At 62.7% G+C, this 20,035-nt stretch carries 14 protein-coding genes; 2 read left to right on the forward strand and 12 right to left on the reverse strand.

The features are described 5' to 3' along the window. Positions 1-35: 35 nt before the first annotated feature. The 5 genes from FHK92_RS23875 to FHK92_RS23895 are packed head-to-tail and all read right to left on the reverse strand — an operon-like array spanning position 36 to position 10,574. Entirely contained in the window at positions 36-1,019 is a 984-nt protein-coding gene (locus FHK92_RS23875) for a sulfotransferase family protein (protein WP_181290287.1), read from the reverse strand. Next, complete coding sequence (locus FHK92_RS23880) at positions 1,007-1,792, reverse strand: aspartyl/asparaginyl beta-hydroxylase domain-containing protein (protein ID WP_181290288.1); 786 nt, start codon at positions 1,790-1,792, stop codon at positions 1,007-1,009. The genes FHK92_RS23875 and FHK92_RS23880 overlap by 13 nt, the downstream gene beginning before the upstream one ends. A 12-nt stretch (positions 1,793-1,804) precedes the next feature. Further along, complete coding sequence (locus FHK92_RS23885) at positions 1,805-3,316, reverse strand: TolC family protein (RefSeq protein ID WP_181290289.1); 1,512 nt, start codon at positions 3,314-3,316, stop codon at positions 1,805-1,807. Positions 3,317-3,359: 43 nt separating this feature from the next. Then, a complete protein-coding gene (locus FHK92_RS23890) occupies positions 3,360-9,677 on the reverse strand; it encodes an Ig-like domain-containing protein (RefSeq protein ID WP_181290290.1) in 6,318 nt (2,105 codons plus the stop codon). A gap of 51 nt (positions 9,678-9,728) precedes the next feature. After that, a complete protein-coding gene (locus FHK92_RS23895; RefSeq protein WP_181290291.1) occupies positions 9,729-10,574 on the reverse strand; it encodes a sulfotransferase family protein in 846 nt (281 codons plus the stop codon). Positions 10,575-10,876: 302 nt separating this feature from the next. Between FHK92_RS23895 and FHK92_RS23900 the strand changes: the two genes are divergently transcribed. Both FHK92_RS23900 and FHK92_RS23905 read left to right on the forward strand, forming a co-directional pair. Then, on the forward strand, positions 10,877-11,464 hold the full coding sequence (locus FHK92_RS23900; RefSeq protein WP_030137988.1) for a phage tail protein: 588 nt from the start codon (positions 10,877-10,879) through the stop codon (positions 11,462-11,464). Between the two features lie 46 nt (positions 11,465-11,510). Next, a complete protein-coding gene (locus FHK92_RS23905; protein WP_181290292.1) occupies positions 11,511-11,822 on the forward strand; it encodes a DUF6916 family protein in 312 nt (103 codons plus the stop codon). Between the two features lie 236 nt (positions 11,823-12,058). Here FHK92_RS23905 and FHK92_RS23910 read toward each other — a convergent pair whose 3' ends face one another. The 7 genes from FHK92_RS23910 to FHK92_RS23940 all read right to left on the reverse strand — a co-directional run bounded on the left by FHK92_RS23910 (position 12,059) and on the right by FHK92_RS23940 (position 19,365). Beyond that, complete coding sequence (locus tag FHK92_RS23910) at positions 12,059-12,448, reverse strand: hypothetical protein (RefSeq protein ID WP_181290293.1); 390 nt, start codon at positions 12,446-12,448, stop codon at positions 12,059-12,061. Further along, positions 12,445-13,854 carry a PAAR domain-containing protein gene (locus FHK92_RS23915; RefSeq protein ID WP_181290294.1) on the reverse strand — a complete coding sequence of 470 codons (1,410 nt, stop codon included), beginning with the start codon at positions 13,852-13,854 and terminating at the stop codon, positions 12,445-12,447. Before FHK92_RS23915 ends, FHK92_RS23910 begins: the two co-directional genes overlap by 4 nt. Further along, positions 13,851-14,384: a PAAR domain-containing protein gene (locus FHK92_RS23920; RefSeq protein WP_181290295.1), complete on the reverse strand. Its 534-nt coding sequence runs from the start codon at positions 14,382-14,384 to the stop codon at positions 13,851-13,853. The genes FHK92_RS23915 and FHK92_RS23920 overlap by 4 nt, the downstream gene beginning before the upstream one ends. A 289-nt stretch (positions 14,385-14,673) precedes the next feature. Then, positions 14,674-15,165: a GNAT family N-acetyltransferase gene (locus FHK92_RS23925; RefSeq protein ID WP_181290296.1), complete on the reverse strand. Its 492-nt coding sequence runs from the start codon at positions 15,163-15,165 to the stop codon at positions 14,674-14,676. Between the two features lie 9 nt (positions 15,166-15,174). Beyond that, positions 15,175-17,271 (reverse strand): biotin/lipoyl-binding protein, encoded by a 2,097-nt coding sequence (locus FHK92_RS23930; RefSeq protein ID WP_181290297.1) that lies wholly within the window; start codon positions 17,269-17,271, stop codon positions 15,175-15,177. A 1-nt stretch (position 17,272) separates the two neighbouring features. Continuing rightward, positions 17,273-18,592, reverse strand: a complete 1,320-nt coding sequence (locus FHK92_RS23935) for an efflux RND transporter periplasmic adaptor subunit (RefSeq protein ID WP_181290298.1) — start codon at positions 18,590-18,592, stop codon at positions 17,273-17,275. Next, positions 18,589-19,365: an efflux RND transporter periplasmic adaptor subunit gene (locus FHK92_RS23940; protein ID WP_181290299.1), complete on the reverse strand. Its 777-nt coding sequence runs from the start codon at positions 19,363-19,365 to the stop codon at positions 18,589-18,591. The genes FHK92_RS23935 and FHK92_RS23940 overlap by 4 nt, the downstream gene beginning before the upstream one ends. Between the last annotated feature and the right edge of the window lie 670 nt (positions 19,366-20,035).

Here is a 20,035-nt window from a genome sequence, read left to right on the forward strand (position 1 = left end):
GCAGGGTCGGATGGCTGGGGCGTTGTCCTCGAAGTCTAGTCCTTTGGCGAGGACACCGAGCCCTTTGTCTTGGCTTCGACCATTCTCAGCAACTCCAGCGATTCGTAAGGCGCTTGTGCCCAACGTTCTACCCGATCGCGCAACAGCGGCGACGCCTCCCGGCGCTTGTCCTCGCTATCGCCCGCAAACGCCTGCGTCGGCTGCTTGGCATGCAGCCCCGCCGCCGAGGAGGCTTGCCCGCGTTGTTCGATGTCCAGTCGGAAAAAACCAGCCAGCCTGCCTGCCATCGCCTCGGGCAATTCGGCGTAGTTGACCGCCGTTCCGGCAAGCGCCCGGCAGTGCTCCAGTCCTACCTGCAACAGCCTTCCCAACCGTCGAGCGACATAGTCTTCCTGGCCATCAAACGGCGCCCCGTCGTCCAGCACGCTTGCCCCGATCATCCCTGGCGCCATGTGCATGCCGGGACGGCGCATATGGGAAACCGCGATTTCCACGGGGTCGCGATAAAGGAACAGCCAAGGCGTGTCGGGAAAACACTCGCGCAGCAACGCCAGCTCGCCGATGTTCCAGGCGTCGAGCTTGATGACCAACCGCTGTTCCACGCCTCGGCGACGTTGCCCGTAGGCGGACATCAAGCCCTTGAGCGCCACGCACCGTTCGGCGGTCGGCAGGTCACTGCGCAGCAGTGCGTCCAGGGGCGGCGGCTCGGAGATAACGATGTGGTCGTCCAATTGGGCGAGCATCTGGCTGATCAATGTCGAGCCGCATCGGGAGGCATGGAAAATGAACGCACCGGGCTTGAGTCCCGGGCTCTGACGTTGCCACTGACCGAGAGCATCCAGCGGCGTCTGGCGGCGGAACGCTTGATTGAACGGCAAGCGCAGGGCTTGCTCCACGGCATCGCTGAAGAATGGCTGTGACAATCGTTGGTCACCGAACCAACACCAATCGACCCGCCACTGCCCCGCCTCTTGCCATAGGCGGATCGGTAGCCAGCCCTCCAGGTTCAGCTCTTCCACTGGTCGCTCCATTGCCGGCGACCGGTGCGCATGGCGGCGCGCAGTTCTTCCCGGGTGAAATGAAACCCCTGCTCCGCCCCCAGCGTCAGGGCCGATTCAATGAACACGTCCAGGTCCTGCAGGCTTTGCAACGTTCGGGCAAGGTGCGGATCAGCCTCCACGCGCCGCTGAAAGCAGGCCAAGTCACTTTGCGTGACGCCGGCGATGGGCGTGGAGGTCAGCCCGTCGGCAATTTGCCTTTCCAACCACGGCCCGGGACGGCAGTCGAGCACCAAGTGAACACGCGACTGGTCACTTCGATTAGCGACACGATGCGGACGCGCCAGATCAAGGAACCAGCACTCTCCCGCTTTCATCGGAATGATCTGCCCGTCCAGCCAGAAATCCACGTCAGGCGCGCTTAGCAGCGGAACGTGCAGGCGCAAGTCGGCATCCGGCCCGCCCAGGTCGTAGTCGCGATGTTCATGGATGCGTCCGCCAGGTCCCAGTCGCAACAGGCGGGCCGAGACGATATCCAGCGGCCAACCGCGCAACGCCTGCCGCCAGCGCTCGTCTTCCAGCCAGGGCGCACGGGGCAAAGGCCTACCGCGTCCGGGCGACAGTTCGGTCAAGGCATCGGCCGCCGAAATCAACGCGACGCCACTCCAATCACCGCTGTGATAGGCGGTGTTGAAGTGGCCTCGCCAACGATCCTCTTCGACGGCGGCCAACGCCTGCAACAGCAGCGGCAGGTTTACCGTGACGGGCAGCCGGGAAAACGCCGGAAGCGTCATCCCAACACTCCGTTATTGCGCCACCGGCGGCGTTGCCACCGCAATATCCCCTTGGGCCCAGGCCGCTTCGCGATTAGCCAGGGCAGTGGCGATCGACTGTACCTCGGTCGATTGCACTTCGTTTGGCAGCGGATCGAGACCGGCGCTGGCAAAGATCTGCCCATAGGCGTTGCGCAGGTCGGCGTAGGCCAAGTCCCGGCGCAGATCGGCCTGCAAGGTGTTCAACTCGCCTTGGATCAAATCCAATTCCCCGATGCCTGCGGCCTGGTGACGGCTGCGCAATTGACCGACGATCTGTCCATCGATGTCCGACAGCTGCTGGCTGGTCTTGAACTGGCGCAGCGCTTCACGGTAGTTCGCGTTGGCGACGTACAGCTGCGCCAGCACCGCAATCGACATGGCCTGGCGTCGGGCCGCCGCGACTTCTTCGCCGGCCTTGGCCACATCGATGGCTGCGGGGGCGGAGATCACGTTGAACAGGTTCCAGGTGACCTTCACGCCATAGTCGGCCCAGCCCTGTTCGACCAGGAACGAGTTGCTGTCGTAATGCCCGCCGGCCGAGAACTCCAGGCCTGGCAGCAGGCGCAACATGGCCTTGCGGGTTTCGGCGGCGGTGATGCGGGTCTGGTAATCCTGCTCGCGCAGTTCCGGCCGGCTGGCCAAGGCTTCCTGTTCGAGGCGAGCCAGGTCGACCTTGAGTTCCGGGATGGCATATTCATCCTGGGTCGCCAGGGTCAGCTCGGTGCCCAGCGGCAGATTGATCAGGGTCGCCAGTTCGGTCTTGGCCAGGGACAAGGCCCGGCGCTGTTCTTCCAACTGACGGGTGGCCTGGATCAGCGAGCGCTGGTAACCCAGGGCTTGTACCGGGTCACCGATGCGCTGCTCGCTCATGCTCTGGCTGTTGCCGCGCGCCGTCTCGACCCGGGCCATCAGGCTGTCGATCTGCTTGAGCAAGCGTTCGGCGGCCATGGCTCGCCAATAGGCCGAACGCACGTCCTGGACGATCGTGTTGATCACCTTGCGCCGGCGCTCCTGCACGATCAGCCGCTGGTCACCGGCCTGCTTGGCGCTGATGTAGCTGACGCCGAAATCGAGGACGTTCCAGACCATGGTCAGGTCCGCCACCTCACGGTCACGATCCTGAGAGGTGGACGGCTCCAGGGACTGGGTGCCGGTTTCCACGCTCTGGCTGCTGGAAGCGTTGACGTTGTTGCGGCCCACATAGCCCGCGTCCAGGGCCATGCGCGGCAGCATGTCGAAACTGGCCAGGTCGAGTTGGCGCTTGGCCAAGGCCTCTTCCATGATTTTCAAGCGGCCTTCAAGGTTGTACTTCACCGCGCGGGCCATGGCCTGGTGCAAGGTCAATGGCCCACTGAGGGGCTCCTGGTCCTTGTACATATTCTGCAGGTCGGTGCGGGCGCGTTGCTCGCTGACGCTGCGATCGATCGGCTCGCTGGTGACCGCACAACCGCTGACCACCAACGCCAGCAGACTCATACCGAATAACTTCTGACTTCTATTCATCCCTGGATTGCCCCTGGCTGCCGTATTTTCTTATGGGAGTTGTTCAGGCCTGCACTTGGCGGATGCCGGCCTGTTTCAGAGCCATTGCCAGGCTGTCCACCTGACGTTGCTCTGTGTCTTTGAGTTGTTGCAATTGCTGGCCCAAGGTCGGTGCGCCGAATACCCCGCGCATGCCTTGGGACGCATCGCCCCCTTTGATCGACTGATTGTCGAAGGCATCCAGCGATTCGCCTTCGGAACTGGCGTCCTGGTTGAACAGGCTGGAAATCGTGCTGCTGCCGAACACCCCGCCATCGCCACCACCAAAGCCCAGGAACCCCTGGCCCGAACCGTCCCCGGCGGCGTCGCTGCTGAACACTTGGGCGATATAGCTGGGCGCCAGCTCGCCACGGTTGATGAAGATGCTGCCAATAGGATCGAGACCGCCAACATCGCGCTGCTCGAACAGCGGCGGGAAGCCCAGCGGCGAGCCCAGATTGCCGGTCGGCGGAGTGAAGACGATCGGCTGCAACGGCACCTCGGACGGCGGGATGACCGTCACGGGGTCCGATGTCAGGAAGTCCGGCGGTGGCGTCACATCGTTGGGCGCCACGGTGTCGATCGCGTAGTTGTTGGACACCGCCACGCTTGATCCGGCGTTGCCCGACAGGTCGCTGACGTTGCTGGTGTCCAAGGCGATGAAATTGCTTGGGTCGGTGAGGTTCACCGTGGGCGTGAACGTTGCCGTCCAGGTCTTGCCGCCGTCGCTGCTGCTCAGGTTGCTCAGGTCGCCGTTGGTGACGCTCAGGTCCGACAGGTCGAAGTCCGTCACCGCCTCGCTGAAGGTGAAGGTCACCTGGGTCGTCTGGCCCACCCCCAGGTTCGGGTTGGCGACCACGATGGTCGCGGTCGGCCGGGTCGCATCGAGGGCATAGTTGGCGGAGATGGCGATGCCCACGCCGGCGTTGCCGGCGCTGTCCTGCACGTTGCTGGCGTCGAGCAGGATCAGGTTGGTGGCGTCGTTGACACCCACCGTTGGCGTCAGGGTCGCCGTCCAGGTCAGGCCGCCGTCGCTGCTGGCGAGATTGGACAGCACGCCATTGGCGACACTGAGGTCCGACAGGTCGAAACCGGACACCGCCTCGGTGAAGCTGATGGTCACGGTGGTGGTCTGGCCGATGCCCAGCGAGGTATCGGCCACCACGATGGTCGCACCCGGGCGCACGGTATCGATTGCATAGTTGTTGGAGGCGACCACGCCGACACCGCTGTTGCCCGAAACGTTCGTGACGCCACTGGTGTCCAGGCTGATCAGGTTGCTGGTGTCGGTGATATTGCTCGCCGGCGTGAACGTTGCCGTCCAGGTGACGCCGCCGTCAGTGGACGACACATTGCTCAGCGTCCCGTTGCTGACGGTCAGGTCGCTGTTGTCGAAACCGCTGACCGCTTCGGAGAAGGTGATCGTTACTTGCGACGTTTCACCCACGCTCAGCGCGGTATCGGCGACGACGACAGTGGCGGTCGGCACGCGAGTCTCAACGGCGTAGTTGGCCGAATCGGTAGTGCCGGTTCCGGTGTTGCCCGCCGCATCGCTCACCCCGGTATTGTCGAGAATGATCAGGTTGGTGGCGTCGCTCACGCCCAGGGTAGGCGTAAACGTGGCGGTCCAGGTCAGGCCGCCATCACTGCTGTTCACGGCGCTCAGCGTGCCGTTGGCAACGCTCAAGTCATCGTTGCTGAAACCGCTCACCGCCTCGCTGAACGTAATGGTCACTTGCGCCGTTTCCCCCGGCCTCAGCGATGAATCACTGAGCACGATGGTGGCGGTCGGACGCTGGGTATCGAGGGCGTAGTTATTGGAATCGGTCGTGCCGACGTTGGCGTTGCCCGCCAGGTCGATAATGCCGCCGCTGTTGAGCGAAATCACATTGCTGCTGTCGTTGATCCCGTTGGTGGGCGTTAAAGTCGCGGTCCAGGTGATACCGCCGTCGCTGCTGCTCAGCCCGGAGATCGTCCCGTTGGCGACGGTCAGGTCGGCGGCAGTGAACGCCGTTATGGCCTCGCTGAACGTGATGGTTACCAAGGAAGTTTCGCCGGCCGCGATGGCGGTATCGGCCACGACAATGGTCGCGGTCGGACGCACCGTATCCACCACATAATTATTGGAGTCGGTGGTGCCGACACCGGCGTTGCCCGCGCCGTTGATCAGGCCGGTATTGTCCAGGGTGATCACGTTGCTGGTATCGGAAATGCTGGTGCTCGGCGTGAAGGTGGCGGTCCAGGTGACGCCGCCGTCGGTACTGCTCATGGTGCCCAAGGTACCGTTGCTGACGGTCAGGTCCGAATTGTCGAAGCCACTGACCGCCGAGTTGAACGTCACGGTCACGATCGTCGTTTCGCCAATGCCCAAGGTGCTGTCGGCGACCACGATGGTTGCCGTCGGTACGTTGGTGTCGACCTGGTAATTGTTGGAATTGGTGGTCCCGGTACCGGTATTGCCCCCCGCATCAGCGATGCCGGTGTTGTTCAGAGTAATGACGTTGGACGTATCGCTGACCCCGAGGGCCGGGGTGAAGGTAGCGGTCCAGGTAATGCCGCCATCGCTGCTGCTGACCGCGCTCAACGTGCCATTGGCCACGCTCAGGTCCGAATTGTCAAAACCGCTGACCGCTTCGGAGAAGGTGATGGTAACCAGGGAGGTTTCGCCCACGCTCAGGGCGGTGTCGGCGATCACGATGGTGGCCGTTGGACGCTGGGTGTCGACGGCATAGTTATTGGAGTCGGTGGTGCCACTGCCGGTGTTGCCCGCGCCATCCACCACGCCGGAATTGTTGAGGGTGATCAGGTTAGTGGCGTCGGTGACGCCCGCCGACGGCGTGAATGTCGCCGTGTAGGTGATGTTGTCGCTGGTGCTCAGGCCGCTCAGGCTGCCGTTGGTGACACTCAGGTCCGCCAGGGTGAAACCGGTCACCGCCTCGCTGAAGGTAATCGTCACCACTGACGTTTCGCCAGCGCCGACAGCCGAGTCAGCAACCACAATGGTTGCAGTCGGACGCGCGGTATCGATGGCGTAGTTGTTGGAATCGGTGGTGCCGCTGCCACTGTTGCCCGCCGCGTCCGTCACGCCGGTATTATCCAGGGTGATGAGGTTGCTGGTGTCGCTGACGCTGGCGCTTGGCGTCAGCGTCCCGGTCCAGGTGATGCCGCCGTCGCCGCTGCTCAGGCCGGTGACCGTACCGTTGGCGACCGTCAGGTCAGCGGTGGTAAAGCCTGTTACCGCTTCGTTGAAGGTGATGGTCACCAGGGAGGTTTCGCCGACGCTCAGCGAGGTATCGCTGACGACGATGCTGGCGGTGGGACGTTGGGTATCGACGGCGTAATTGTTGGAGCTGGTGGTACCGGAGCCGGCATTGCCCGCCGCGTCCGCCACGCCGGTATTGGCCAGGATAATCAGGTTGGTGGCGTCGCTGATGCTGGCGCTCGGGGTCAGCGTTGCGGTCCAGGTAATGCCGCCGTCGCTGCTGCTCAGCCCGCTCAAGCTGCCGTTGGCGACGGTCAGGTCGGCCAGGGTGAAGCCCGTGACGGCCTCGCTGAAAGTAATCGTGACTAGGGACGTTTCACCGACGCTCAGGGCCGTATCGGCGACCACGATGGATGCCGTCGGACGCTGCGTGTCGACGGCGTAGTTGTTCGAGTCGGTGGTGCCGCTGCCGACGTTGCCGGCCAGGTCGGCAACGCCGCTGTTGTCCAGTGTGATCAGGTTGGTGGTGTCGCTGGTGCTGGCGCTCGGAGTCAGCGTCGCAGTCCAGGTGATACCGCCGTCGCTGGTGCTCAGCCCGGTCACGCTGCCATTGGCAACGGTCAGGTCCGCCGCGGTGAAACCACTCACGGCCTCGCTGAAAGTGATGGTGACCACCGAGGTTTCGCCCACGCTCAACGCGGTGTCGGCGACTACGATTGTGGCGGTCGGACGTTGCGTGTCGACGGCATAGTTGTTGGAATTGGTCGTGCCCACGCCGGCGTTGCCATTGAGGTCCGCCACGCCGGTGTTATTCAGCACAATGAGATTGGAGGTGTCGGTGACCGCTGCATCCGGCGTCAACGTGGCCGTCCAGGTGATGCCGCCGTCGCTGGTGCTCAGGCCGCTGATCGAGCCGTTGGCGACGGTCAGGTCGGAGGTCGTGAAACCGCTGACGGCCTCGGAGAAGGTGATGGTGACTGTCGAGGTCTCGCCAATCCTGAGGGCCGTGTCGCTCACCACGATGGACGCCGTGGGCGCCACGGTGTCGTTGACGATGTAGTTATTCGAGTCGGTAGTGCCTACGCCAGCATTGCCGGCCAGGTCGGCAACGCCGGTATTGTTAAGGGTAATGATGTTGGTGGTGTCGGCGATGTTGCTGGCCGCGGTCAACGTACCGGTCCAGGTTATGCCGCCGTTGCTGGTGGTCAAGGTGCCGACGGTGCCGTTCTGTACCGTCAGGTCCGCCGCGGTGAGGCCGGTCACCGCTTCGGAGAAGGTGATGGTCACCGTCGACGTGCCACCGGAGTTCAGGTTGGTATTGGCCACCACGACGGTCGCGGTGGGCGGCGTCTCGTCCGGCACATAGTTGGTATTGATGGTGCCGCCGTCGCCGTAGACGTTGGCCACTGAGGCCGGCGAAACGCCTGCGGTGCCCGCACTCGTCCCCCCCACGCCACTGCCGCCGACGTTGCCGGCCAGGGCAGCGAAGTTCGCGGCGGTGATCAGGATCGAACCTTTGTTCCAAATGGCGCCGACACCGACGCCACCGGCACCGCCCGCCTGGAGATAGCCACCGCCAGCCCCGCCGCCGCCACCGCCACCACCCGCGCCGACGTTATTGGAAATGACCGAGTTGCCAATAATCCGCAGGGTCGCGCCGGTATCGTTGTAGATACCTCCGACCGCACCGCCACCGTCACCGCCGAAGTTGTCGTACCCGTCACCACCGCCGCCACCGCCGATGGATAATCCGCCGCTGCTGGCCGTACCGCCGGCCGAACCGGTGCTGTAGCCCGGATAGGCGGCGCCGCCAGCGCCACCCGTGGTCGAACCGCCACGCCCGCCAATGTTGAAGAAGCCGCCACCCGCGCCGCCCTGCCCGGCCGTGCCGTTGGAACCCGTGGAGTTGAGCGTGTCGCCGCCCTTGCCGCCGATACCGCTACCGACCGCACCGCCGCCACCACCGCCGCCACCGGCGTATTGCGGCGTCACGCCACCGCCACCACCACCGCCCGAAGCGGCGTTGGCGGTGACCGTAACGTTGCGCAGGGTCAGGGTGCCGGCGTTATAGATACCCCCGCCCTTGGACACCAACGCATCGTCGCCGCCATTGCCTCCGTTACCCGCCGTCATACCCCGGGTGATCACCAGCCCATCGAGGGTTGCGGTCGTGCCGGATGTCACGTTGATGATCTGGGTGCGGAATTGCCCATCCAGGGTCACGTCGGCCACGTTGTCGTTGTTGAGGTCGCCGTCGATGGTGATGTTCTTGTTGACCACCAGCACCGACGTCAGCCCGACGGTCATGGTGTTGTTGAACGTGACGATGTCGCCGTTCTGCGCAGACGCCAAGGCGGCGCGCAGGGAACCGACGCCAGTATTGAGGTTGTTGGTGGCGGTCCAGGTGGCCAGGCCCCATTGATATTCGCTCATGGCCTTGCTCGACAGCACATTGGCGCTTTCGATGCTGCCGGTGGCGATTTCCAGATTCCAGTCGCCGCCCAGGCCAGTGCGGTCGTCGGAAGCAGCCACGTCCCGGCCGGTGAGCTGCGCCAGCGAGTTGACCAGGCTCATGCCGCGGTCGCCTTCGGCGGTGTAGCAGCCGTAAATAAGGATATCGCCGCCAGCGTTCATATCCTTGCCGATCTGCGCCAGCACTTCGCTGCGGGCCTGGACGTTGTCCGCGGACAGGTAGCTGTTGCCCAGCCATAAATCACCGGCGTTACCGTGGGCGATGATCTGTACCGAACTGACGCCCTGGTGGGTGTCCAGGTAATCGGCGATCTGCTGCAAGCCGTCCTTGGTGCCATCCAGTTGCACCACCTCGGTACCCGGCGCTACGCCTTGCAGCAACCGGGCGGAGTCCTTCACGCGGGAGTCGACGAACACCACGGACTTGCCCGGCACGGCCGCCTCGGTAGCATCGGTCTGGCCTTGCGGCGCATGGGTGTCGGAAGGCTGGTCCGCCGTGGGCGTCTTCGCCGCGTCAGCGGTCGGGTGTGCGTCCGGCTGCGCGGCATCGGCCACGGTCGCGGCCACCGCGCCGTCGAAGAGCATTCGCGGCTCCAGCGACATGATCATTGGCGATGCCAGGGCTTGTGCGCCCTCGGTTACCCGCGATTTGCCTTTGCTCCACCACATGACGATCACCCGGACTCGAACTTTCTTGAACGCAACTGATAAAAACCGCGATCAACTGATCGCGGCGTCGGCTTTCATGCGAATGACATTGGCGGCGCTGGCGGTGCCATCGCGCCAGAACGACAATTCGGCAAATTTATCGAACAGATCCGGCGGCAGCAGCGTCCGTCGGGCTTGCGGTGCAACCTTGGGCTTGACCTTGTGCAGGCCGGCAACACCCAAGGCCTGATCGAAGGCCGGGGCGTCGTAGGTCAAGTGATTGAAGTCGTGCTCGAACCACGGCTCGCCAATGAATTCGTAGACCAGCCGCATGACGCGTTCAGGCGCCTGGCTCAACAAGTCGTAGTCGACGATCAACAACGATTCGGCGTTCTCGCCGTAATAGGCTTCTTTCAGCGCAGTCCAGGCGAACCCCACCAGGCGATTGCGCTGGGCCAGGGTTTCGCAACGGCTGTAGACGGTGTTGCGCTCGTCATCGTCGTTGAACAACTTGGTGTTTTCGAACGGGTTGGCGCGGTAGAGCCGCTCCAGGCTGTCGAGGACCCAGGCGACGTTGCGCACGCAGGCGATGGTCTTGGCTTGGGGGAACAGGTCCTGCAGGGCTGGCAGGCGCGCGCACCATTGGCGGTTGGTGTCGAAGATGACCGGCTTATCGGATTTGTCGGCGTAGTAGGAATCGAAGAGGCCGCGCAGCAGGCGGCGACGCAGGTCGGTGTCGATCACCGAACCGAACTCGCTGCCGGCACTGCATTGCTGCAAGACGCTGCTGAACAGCGTACCGACGGGACTGGTCATGCCGGCGTGAAAGCGCGGGTTCTGCAACAGAATGGCAGAAAGCAGGGTCGAGCCTGAGCGCGGCAAACCGGAAATAAAGTGAAACTGCGGCAATCCATTCACCTTGTTTGTAGTCCTTTGTAGCCGAAGCGTAGCCGAGGAAAAAAACTTCGCCTAGTGGTGTTTTGATATCAAACACATCAAAACCTGTAAAAAAGATGGACGGTATCGGGGCGCCCGAGACGTGAATCGATTAAGCCAGCCGAGCCTGTTTTTTCATTCGACCCGCCCGGCAAAATCAGACATCCCCGTCTACGCTCAGCCGTGCGTGACCAGGCCAGGGAACGAAGGAGTCGGGCTGATCGCACTCTTGTCCTTCACGTGCCAGGCATCGCAAGACCAATAACCTGAGGGACGAGGAATCTATGGAAGTATTCATCGGCACTATCCAATCATTCGCCTTTAACTTTGCACCCAGGGACTGGGCCCTGTGCAATGGGCAGACGCTCGCCCTTTCTCAGTACCAGACCTTGTTCGCGCTGATCGGCGTAACGTACGGCGGTAACGGCCAGACCACCTTCATGCTGCCCAATCTGCAGGGGCGCCTGCCTTTGGGCCAAGGCAACGGGCTGGGCCTGACTCCGCGGGTGATCGGCGAGATCTCCGGTACGGAAAACGTCAGCGCAACGCTGAACAACCTGCCCAACCATACCCATGCACTCACCGGTATTACCGCCGCCACCACCCTGCAATTGGCGAACCCAGCCAGCAACCCGGTGAACACCCCGACAGCCACCAACTCATTCATCGGCACCTCGGGTACCGGCCCTGGTTCGGCGGCGATTTATTCCGATCAAGTGGGTGCTTCGCCGGTGCCATTGCAAGGCGTGACCACGGTGGTCAGTGGCACGGTCGCCCCTACTGGCGGCAGCACGCCGATGGCAATCATGAACCCGTACCTGGCAATCAACTTCAGCATCGCGCTGCAAGGCTATTTCCCATCCCGCAACTGACCACCCGCCGGAGGGCCTCGGCCTTCCGGCTTTTGGGAGCATCGACATGCTGCAACAAGTCCACAGTCGCCATTTCCAACCCCTTCTCGGCCAGACCAGCCACCTGACCCTGCCCGACGGCAGTTGCCTGCCCGTGCGGATCGAAACCCTGGAAGAAGCGCCCCGGGCAAAAATGCCCAGCAGCGAACGCATGCCGTTCAGCGTCGAATTCAACAGCCTGGAAAACACCGACTTCGTCGATGGACTCTGCGCGCTGGAAGTACCGGAATTGGGTAGGCTCGAAGGCGTGTTCGTATCACGGGTACCGCCGATGGGACGGGATCCGGCGGTGGGGTATTTTTATATTGCGTTTAATTGATGGGATTCAATAGAACTGTGGGAGCGCTTGCTCGCGATAGCGATCTCCCATCGCACCCGGTCCCCGTGGCGAGGGAGCTTGCTCCCGCTGGCCTGCGAAGCGGGCCTCTGCCTTTCTTCAGACGGGCCGTTTTGTCTGGTTTCGCGACTGCTTCGCAGCCGAGCGGGAGCAAGCTCCCTCGCCACGGGCCCACCGAACAGCAAATGTGTAGCACGGCCTTCTGTACTTTCATTGAGTTATCTGAACTTGACTAGGAGGGCTGCAACTATCATTCCGGTAAATGAGATGATCGTCATCGTCACCTTGATCATCAAAAGACGTTTCAAGTAAGGCGGGAAATTTTCGATATCGGCAGGGCTCACGTCACCCATTCGGATATATGCCCTTGGCCACACCACCATTCCGGCAATTGAAATGATCAATACGCAACCTCCAAACCAGCCTCGACCCCGCCATGCGGGGCCCCAAAGATAAATGTATCGGCTGTTTTTTAAGGCATTCATCATGGCGTCCAGATAACGACATTTCAGGTAGAAACTGTATGCAATACTCACAATCCCAAGCAGTCCCCAGCCTCCAGTAGCTATGATCGCCGCCCAGGGAGGCCACGCGTCGATACTGCTCATGGCTGTGTAACCTCGTAGATTTTCCCCCCCATGTATTCGCCAATTTCACCACCGTAAGTTGTCCCCACCCAGGCGCCAGTACCTATCAAGGCTGCGACACAGACAACACCTCCGATTCCCGTTGAAACGCCAAGCGCCAAACAAATTGGACCGCTTGCTAACTTGCCTATCTCTCCACCTGCCCAACCACCAGCCGCCGACAGGCCGAATTTACCTCCTTCAGTAAAACGGACCCTCTCACAAGCCTCCTCACCTCCCGCATCGCACACAGCCTGAACCGCCAACACCGAAGAAACCCCACCAATCCCAATCCCGACATACCCACCCATCTGCATATATTTCGCAGCACGACTGGTGCTTTCCACATGCGAGGCATAACCCGGTATCTGCCCGGGCGCGCCTGCCTTGCTCCAGTGGTGCACCAGACTACGATTCGAAATGCCTAGGGCGGTTTTCAACTTGGGATGATCGCCCAGCGTCGTATGGCCGCGCAGGCGGGTGGAATTCAGCAAGTGAGCGTCCAACTGGGCGAGCAGGAGTTTGCGCTCAGCGAAGAATTGCGCTGATTTGAGATGGCCGTGCTGGCGGTAGCTGTCCTGATGCAAGCGCTCCATGGCTTGCAGGGTGTCGCGCAGGCTGGTCAGGTGTTTTTCCATCACCACGGCGCTGACACCCAGCCAAGTCGAGGTCTGGCCGGTGAAACTGGCGATCTCGGCGGCGTGGCGGTGCATGAAGTCGGCCTGTTCGGCGGTCAGGTCTTCGAGCGCGGCATTCACCGTTTCCGCTGCAGCCATCACCTGAGCTTCTTCGCGGGTACATTGCAGGTTGTTCGGGTCGCTCAGCACGATCATCGAACCCGCTTTGACTACATCGCGGTGGGGGTTCAGCGCTCGGAATTTGCGCATCACCTGCGGGTCGGGAGCGGGGAACAACGTGGCTTCCAGCGCTTCGCGGGTCATACTTTTAGGCACGACATGGAAACCTGGTTCCTGGGGTTCGAGGCGGGTGGATGCCTCGAATGCTGTGTTGTTCGAAGGGACGAAGCCCGAGTGGCGCGACGTAGCGGGAACGGTGTTCGCGGGCGGAGAAGCCTGTTCAGCGGCTCGGCTGGCTTGCGGTGCAGCGCCGGCTTTTCTGTAAGTGGCCGAGAGTAGCGATGGAATCAACTGAGCGTTACAAGGGCAACTGCTGACGCTGTCCAGCGTGCCGGCGTTACGCCGGCCATTGCTGGTCATGCCCGAAATGCCACCCACAATCTGATAAGTCTTCCCGTCCTTGCCACAAGAAACCGGATCACCCTCACGGGCACGAGCGATACCATTCATTCGGTTGTGTGCGTCCCCATCCAGCACCTTCCCACCACAGGTGGTTTCGTCACCGATTCCAATGTAATAACCCCGGTTCATCGGATGGCATCCTTCATCTCATCCGATCGTAGGTCGGCGCCCTGCACCTGTTCAATCGCGGGCAAGAAGTCATCCGCCATCGGCACGCCTTCACGGGCAATGAGCAACAACGCGCCTTGTGGCGTATTGATGATTTCATCGCCATTGCTCAGAACGCTACCTACCAGCGCAACATGGCTGTTGCCCTCGCCCGCGCCAGTGACGATCCGTGCGATGCTCCCATCGGCGTACACAACCTGATCGCCTTTGCGCGCTGCGCAGACCGGGCGGCCATCCGCCAACGGCAACTCCAGCGGTGCCGTACCTTGCTGGATTACCCCACCGTCGCGGGTCTGGCTGCCTTCGGTGGCGACTCGGTAAATGGCGATCGGTGGATGAGCCTGGGCGTAAGCCTGTTGTTGGTTAACGCTCGCCAGAGCGTGCTCGTCGAAACCGGCAAGTTGCTGATCAGTGAAAGGTGAGTCGTCCAGGCGACGGAGATATTCAGCGGATGCTTCGTTGGTATAGGCGAGTTGCAGGGATGCATGCATTTTCAGGCTCCTACTCAGGGATAATTGTTCGCTTCGCCTCTGCCAAGCCGAAAAAATTTCAGAGCCCTGAATAAGACGTTGCATCACGGGCAAGCCGCAATCCCGAGGGGTATGGATTTAGAACGAATAGGAAACGTCCTAGGCAAAAAACCGATTATTCCTACGCTCTTTGAGGACTCCATCGTAGGGTTTACTCGGAAAGCGAGGGTGGCGGCGCGGAAGTTACGGGCACACAGCCTTCGCGAGCAGGCTCGCTCCCACAGGGGTCTTTAGCGTCTGTAAGATCGGGTCAGTTGCCTTTCGGATACCAGACCAACCGTTCCGCTGCGGGGTTGCGTTCTTGCACTTCGAAGCCCAGCGCCAGGTAATGTCGGCGGGCGTGGGGATTACTGGCCCAGACCACGGTCGCTACCGGGCAGCGGATCTGTTGTGCGGCTTTCTGCACCCCTTGCAACACTGCCCGACCGTAGCCTTGTCCACGGGCCTGGGGGACGAAAGCCAGGTAGAGGACACGGATTTCGTTAGGGCCGAAATCGGTACTCAAGGCGCCGATGGCGGTGCCGAGTTTTTCCACGACGTAATGCAAGGCGTTGGGGAAGTTATCCCCCAGGCCCTGCTCTTGTACCTGGAATTGCTGGGCGATGACTTGCTGCACCTGCTCGGGATCACCGTCGATCCATTGCAAGTCCGGCCGCGCCGCCTGGTACAGGCCCTGCAGGAACGGACCATCGCTGACCCGCGATGGACGTACCACCAATCCTTCTGCCGCCACTGCTTCCATGTTCGCTCCTCAGAACCCGCTTTCCCTGACGCCCAACGCCGCCAACCGACGCCAGGCCGCACCCAATATCGACTCGCCCTTGCCCTGCAGCACCGCCACGCCACGCAACGGCTGCACCGGGGCGGATGTGTCGTCCACCGCACTCAGCCGCACGCCGTATTGCGCCTGCACCGGCTCGGCCCGTTGCTGCGAATCGCGGCGCACGGCAATCGGCCCGTGGTGATCGGAGGTCAACGCCTGTTGCTCGACCCAGGCCACGCCGTTGGTGTCGATTTCGTTCAGTTGGACGGCAATCGAGGCGTGCATCGGATCGTCCGCGATAAACCGTCCGGTGGCACCGGGCGCAACTCGCCAGAGTTCGGCTTCGGTGAGGTAGCCACGTAAGCGGGAGTCTGCTTGCACCACCCGCGCCAGCGACTGCGTGGGCGACAACCAGCGCCCCACCGTCAGGTCCGCCAGCAGATCGCGTACCTGTCCGGCGTGGGGCGCACGCAACAGAAGGCGTTCACGCTGGGCAACCAGCCCTCGATAGTCGGCCACGGCTTCGGCCAGTTGCTGCTCGACGATGCCGGCATCAGCCGCGGTCTCACTGCGGCCGGCCTGACGGCGCATCTGCAATTGCTGGATTTCGATTTCCCGACGGACGATCGCCAGGCGCGACGCCATGTCCGGCGATTCCAACTCGATCAATACGTCGCCCTGGGCCACGACCTGGCCGTCATGAACATTCACCTGCTTGACCCGCGCCGCCACTGGCGCATGCAAGGCACTGGCGCGACCGGCCTCAAGCATCGCCGGCACTTCCACGGCGCTGCGCCACGGCAGCAGCAGGCCCAATAGCACGACCAGCAGCACCAGACAGGTCAGCAACACGCGCGGGCCATGGGCCTGCTCGCGGCGGCTCCACCATTGCCGTCCTTCATTCACGATGGGCATAAAGATGAACCAGACCAATTCCACCAACATCAAGAAGATGCCCAGCACCTTGAAGAACAGGTGATAGACCGCCAGGGCAATACCGAAGAACAACGCCGCACGCCACAGCCAGGAACCATAGCCCCACACCAGCAAGCGCCGGCGCATTTTCGGTGACCAGGGTTCCGGGGCGGCAGCGCCATAACCGAACAAGGCTTCGCGCAAGCGCCAGCGACACAGGGCAAACGCACGGCCCTGGAGATTGTCCACAGCCCACAAATCGCTGAGCAGGAAGTAGCCGTCGAAGCGCATGAAGGGGTTCAGGTTGATGATCAGCGTGGTGATCCACGTGGCGCTGGCCAACATGAACGCTGCCGTGCGCGCCGGGCCGTCGGGCAACAGTGACCAGGCCAGCAATGCGATGCAGGCCAAGAGCAACTCCGCCAGCACGCCGCCCGCACCAATCAGCAATCGGGCTCGGCGGTCATTGACCCGCCAGGCGTCGCTGACGTCGGTATAGAACATCGGCAGCAGCACCATGAACGCCACGCCCATGCTTTGCACGCGGCAGCCGGCGCGCTTGGCCATGAACGCATGGCCGAATTCGTGGCACAGCTTGGCAAAGAACAAGGCCACCCCGAACGCCAGCGCACCGCCGAGGCTGAACAGGTGCGGAAACGTCGCCAGGAACCGCTGCCAGTCCCTGGACACCAGGAAAATGCCCAGGCCCAGGGTCAGCGGTATTCCATAGCGCAGGATGCCGGGGCCGAACCGCGACAGAAATGGCCAGGCACGATTGAGGAACGCATCCGGACGCCACAGCGGTATGCGGAAAAACAGGTATTGATGCAGCAGGACTTGCCACAGGCTCTGGCGCTGGGAAGCCGTCTTGTATTGATAGCTGTCGCGTTGCTGCGGGTCCATCGCGCTGATCAGGTCATGGCCGCGCAAAAAGCCCAGCAATTGCTCCAGTGATTCGCCATTGAGCGGCAGGCCCGGTTCGCAATTCGCCGCTCGCAGTACCTGCTCCGGATCGCCCAGGGACCAGTGCCGCAACATGCGCATCGCCGCCGCGCCCAGCTTGAAATAACGTCCGCGTACCGGATCGGCCAAGGTCCATTGCGGCGAACCATCCGGGTCGGGGGCGGCCGGGGACAATTGCAGATCCGACCGCAAGCTCGGCAGGTTCACGCTACAGGCCTACGCTCTGGCGCAGACCCGCGAGTGGCCGGCGCAACAGATACAACGCCAACGGCGCGCGATCGCCGAAGATTTTCGCCGTGCCCCGCAGGCCGATGCGCGGTGCCGTGGCATCGAAACGTGCGTCCAACCGATAGGCCAACTGCCCGGCGGCGGTGGGTTGCGCTTCGTAGGCCGAACGCTCAAGCCGGGCCAGGTGTCGCTGCAACGGATCGCTGTCGAGAAACAACGCCACTTGCGCGCCTGGCTCCAAGGCAATCGCGTCGCCCACCGCCAACTCGATGCGCAACTCGGCCTGGTTCGGATCGGCAATTTCCATCAGCCGCTCGCCGGTCTGCACCGGTTTTCCGAGCCAGCGCTCGGCATCGGCGAATACCGCGATGCCGTCACGTTCGGCGCGGACTTCGCTGCGCTTGAGCAACTCGATGGCGTAGTTGCGCTCGGCACGTTTTTGCTCGACGCGAGCCGCCAGCAGGTCGATTTTCGAGCTGGATTCAGCATCGGCAAACGAGCGCTGGGAGTTTGCCTTGAGTTCCGCCTCCGCCACACCCAATGCCCGCTCGGCCACATCGGCCTGGGCCTTGAGGGTGGTGCTTTCGAAACGCAGCAACAGATCGCCGTTCTTCACGGCCTGGTTAGGCTTGACCAGGAATTCGGCAATCACGCCATCCAATGGTGCCGCCACCACCTGCCCGCCCAGCGGCACCACTTCGGCCGGGGCCAACACGGATTGGCGCACCGGAATCAACAACCCCAGCAGCAACACCGCTACTAGCGCGACCTGGCGCTTGCGCGTCCAACGCAGGCGCCACGGCTTGCGCGGTTGCAGCGCCAGCCACGCATGGCTGTAGGTGTCGCCGAGTTGCGACAGCAACACTTGCTCCGGCGGAGTCCATGGCAGGTCGCGGGCGAACCACACGCCACCAAATACCTGGCCCTGATGATCGATCAAGGGCAACCAGAACACTTGCCCGGCCGACAGGCTTCGCCAATCCGCCTGGACCGATTCACTCACCTCGTCAGGGGCAATGACCCGCGCCTTGTCCAGCGATCCCTTCTTGAACAACTGCGCGATGGCCTGCTCGACAAACGCCACGAACGGCGCGTTCGGCTCGACTGCGCTGACGCCGGTCACGGCCTGCACTTTACCGGCGATCAACAACGCGGCATGACGAAAACCGAACAGCGCCTGGCCGTCGTTGACCAGGCTGTAGCTCAATTGCTCCGGTGTACGCGCGGCCCGTGTCTGGCGCTCCAGATCGAGGAAGCGGGCGAACACCTGCTCGGTGCTGCCCGTCACTGGCGCGTTCACTTCGACTCCGAGAAACGCGCCGTGCCGCTCATGCCAGACAACAGACCGCTGGCATCCGGCACGCTCGCCACCAGCAGCAGCGTCTGGCTGCCCTCGTCGATGCGTGCGCCCAGGCGCTTGACCGTCGCTTGCAACGGCTTGCCGGTTTCATCGGGAACGAAGCTGAACGACTGGCCGGGCTTGAGCTTGCCCATCCAGCGCGAGGGAACCAACAAATGGATTTCCAGCGTGCGATTGTCCACGACGTCCAGCAACGGCGCGCCAGCCGCGACGCTCTCATAACGCTGGACCTTGCGCGCCACCACCTGCCCGTCGAACGGCGCGATGACGCTGCAGCGCTTGACCTGCACTTGGTAAACCTGAGATTGCGCCTGGGCCTCGCTGAGCCGGGCCTCGGCCCGCGACACCTCGAAACGCCCGACGGATTTCAGCGCCGCGAGCTGCCGATTGTGGGCCAGTTCCTCACTGGCGCCCCGACTCGCCGCTTGGGCCGCATTGAGCTGGGCCTGATAGGCCGAGCAATCGAAACGCGCCAGGGTGTCGCCCTTCTTGAACGACTCGCCCTCGCTGAACGGCAACTCGACAATCCGCCCGGCCAGCTCACTGGCCAGCACCGCCTGATCCCGCGCCCGAAGCACTCCTCGCGCCTCGTTGCCCGACGCACTGGCCGAAACGTTGCTCTCCAGCAACGGATCGTCGGATGCCGGCGTCTGCGCCTGCACCCCGCACGTTATAAAGGTCAATCCCACAACCCAACTGCATAAACGTCGCATGACCGTTACTCCCTGACGGATGGTCGGAGTCTACGACAGCGGTGGGGGGCGTCAAGGGGAGTCGCCGAGTGAAGAAAGAATACTCTTGAAGAACACTCCTTGTGGCGAGGGGATTCATCCCCGCTGGACTGCGCAGCAGTCCCAAACCCTGGCGCCTCGGTGTGTCCGGCAGATCGCATTTGGAGAATGGGGGTCGCTGCGCAACCCAGCGGGAGCAAGCTCCCTCGCCACGGGTTGAGTAGCGTCAGCGCTGATTGTGTTGACCTCACTGCCTGGTTTCTGGGGTTGAGAACAGCCCCTGAGCCGAACATATTTCCCGTGGCGAGGGAGCTTGCTCCCGCTGGACGGCGCAGGAGTCCCAAACCCTGACGCCTCGGTGTGTCAGGCAGACCGCATTGAGATTGCTTGGGGTTGCTGCGCAACCCAGCGGGGATGAATCCCCTCGCCACAGGTTGAGTAGCGTCAGCGCTGATTGTGTTGACCTCACTGCCTGGTTTCTGGGGTTGAGAGCAGCCCCTGAGCTGAACGTATTCCCGTGGCGAGGGAGCTTGCTCCCGCTGGACTGCGCAGCAGTCCCACACCCTGACGCCTCGGCGTGTCAGGCAGACCGCATTGAGATTGCTTGGGGTCGCTGCGCAACCCAGCGGGAGCAAGCTCCCTCGCCACAGGT

The organism is Pseudomonas brassicacearum subsp. neoaurantiaca (assembly GCF_013608025.1).
Taxonomy (GTDB): Bacteria; Pseudomonadota; Gammaproteobacteria; order Pseudomonadales; family Pseudomonadaceae; genus Aquipseudomonas.

What these genes read in the sequence shown, in the direction of transcription:
- FHK92_RS23910 (WP_181290293.1), bottom strand. Translation starts at nt 12,448, where the DNA reads ATGAGCAGTATCGACGCGTGGCCTCCCTGGGCGGCGATCATAGCTACT.
- FHK92_RS23905 (WP_181290292.1), top strand. Translation starts at nt 11,511, where the DNA reads ATGCTGCAACAAGTCCACAGTCGCCATTTCCAACCCCTTCTCGGCCAG.
- FHK92_RS23925 (WP_181290296.1), bottom strand. Translation starts at nt 15,165, where the DNA reads ATGGAAGCAGTGGCGGCAGAAGGATTGGTGGTACGTCCATCGCGGGTC.
- FHK92_RS23920 (WP_181290295.1), bottom strand. Translation starts at nt 14,384, where the DNA reads ATGCATGCATCCCTGCAACTCGCCTATACCAACGAAGCATCCGCTGAA.
- FHK92_RS23880 (WP_181290288.1), bottom strand. Translation starts at nt 1,792, where the DNA reads ATGACGCTTCCGGCGTTTTCCCGGCTGCCCGTCACGGTAAACCTGCCG.
- FHK92_RS23890 (WP_181290290.1), bottom strand. Translation starts at nt 9,677, where the DNA reads ATGTGGTGGAGCAAAGGCAAATCGCGGGTAACCGAGGGCGCACAAGCC.
- FHK92_RS23940 (WP_181290299.1), bottom strand. Translation starts at nt 19,365, where the DNA reads ATGCGACGTTTATGCAGTTGGGTTGTGGGATTGACCTTTATAACGTGC.
- FHK92_RS23885 (WP_181290289.1), bottom strand. Translation starts at nt 3,316, where the DNA reads ATGAATAGAAGTCAGAAGTTATTCGGTATGAGTCTGCTGGCGTTGGTG.
- FHK92_RS23915 (WP_181290294.1), bottom strand. Translation starts at nt 13,854, where the DNA reads ATGAACCGGGGTTATTACATTGGAATCGGTGACGAAACCACCTGTGGT.
- FHK92_RS23900 (WP_030137988.1), top strand. Translation starts at nt 10,877, where the DNA reads ATGGAAGTATTCATCGGCACTATCCAATCATTCGCCTTTAACTTTGCA.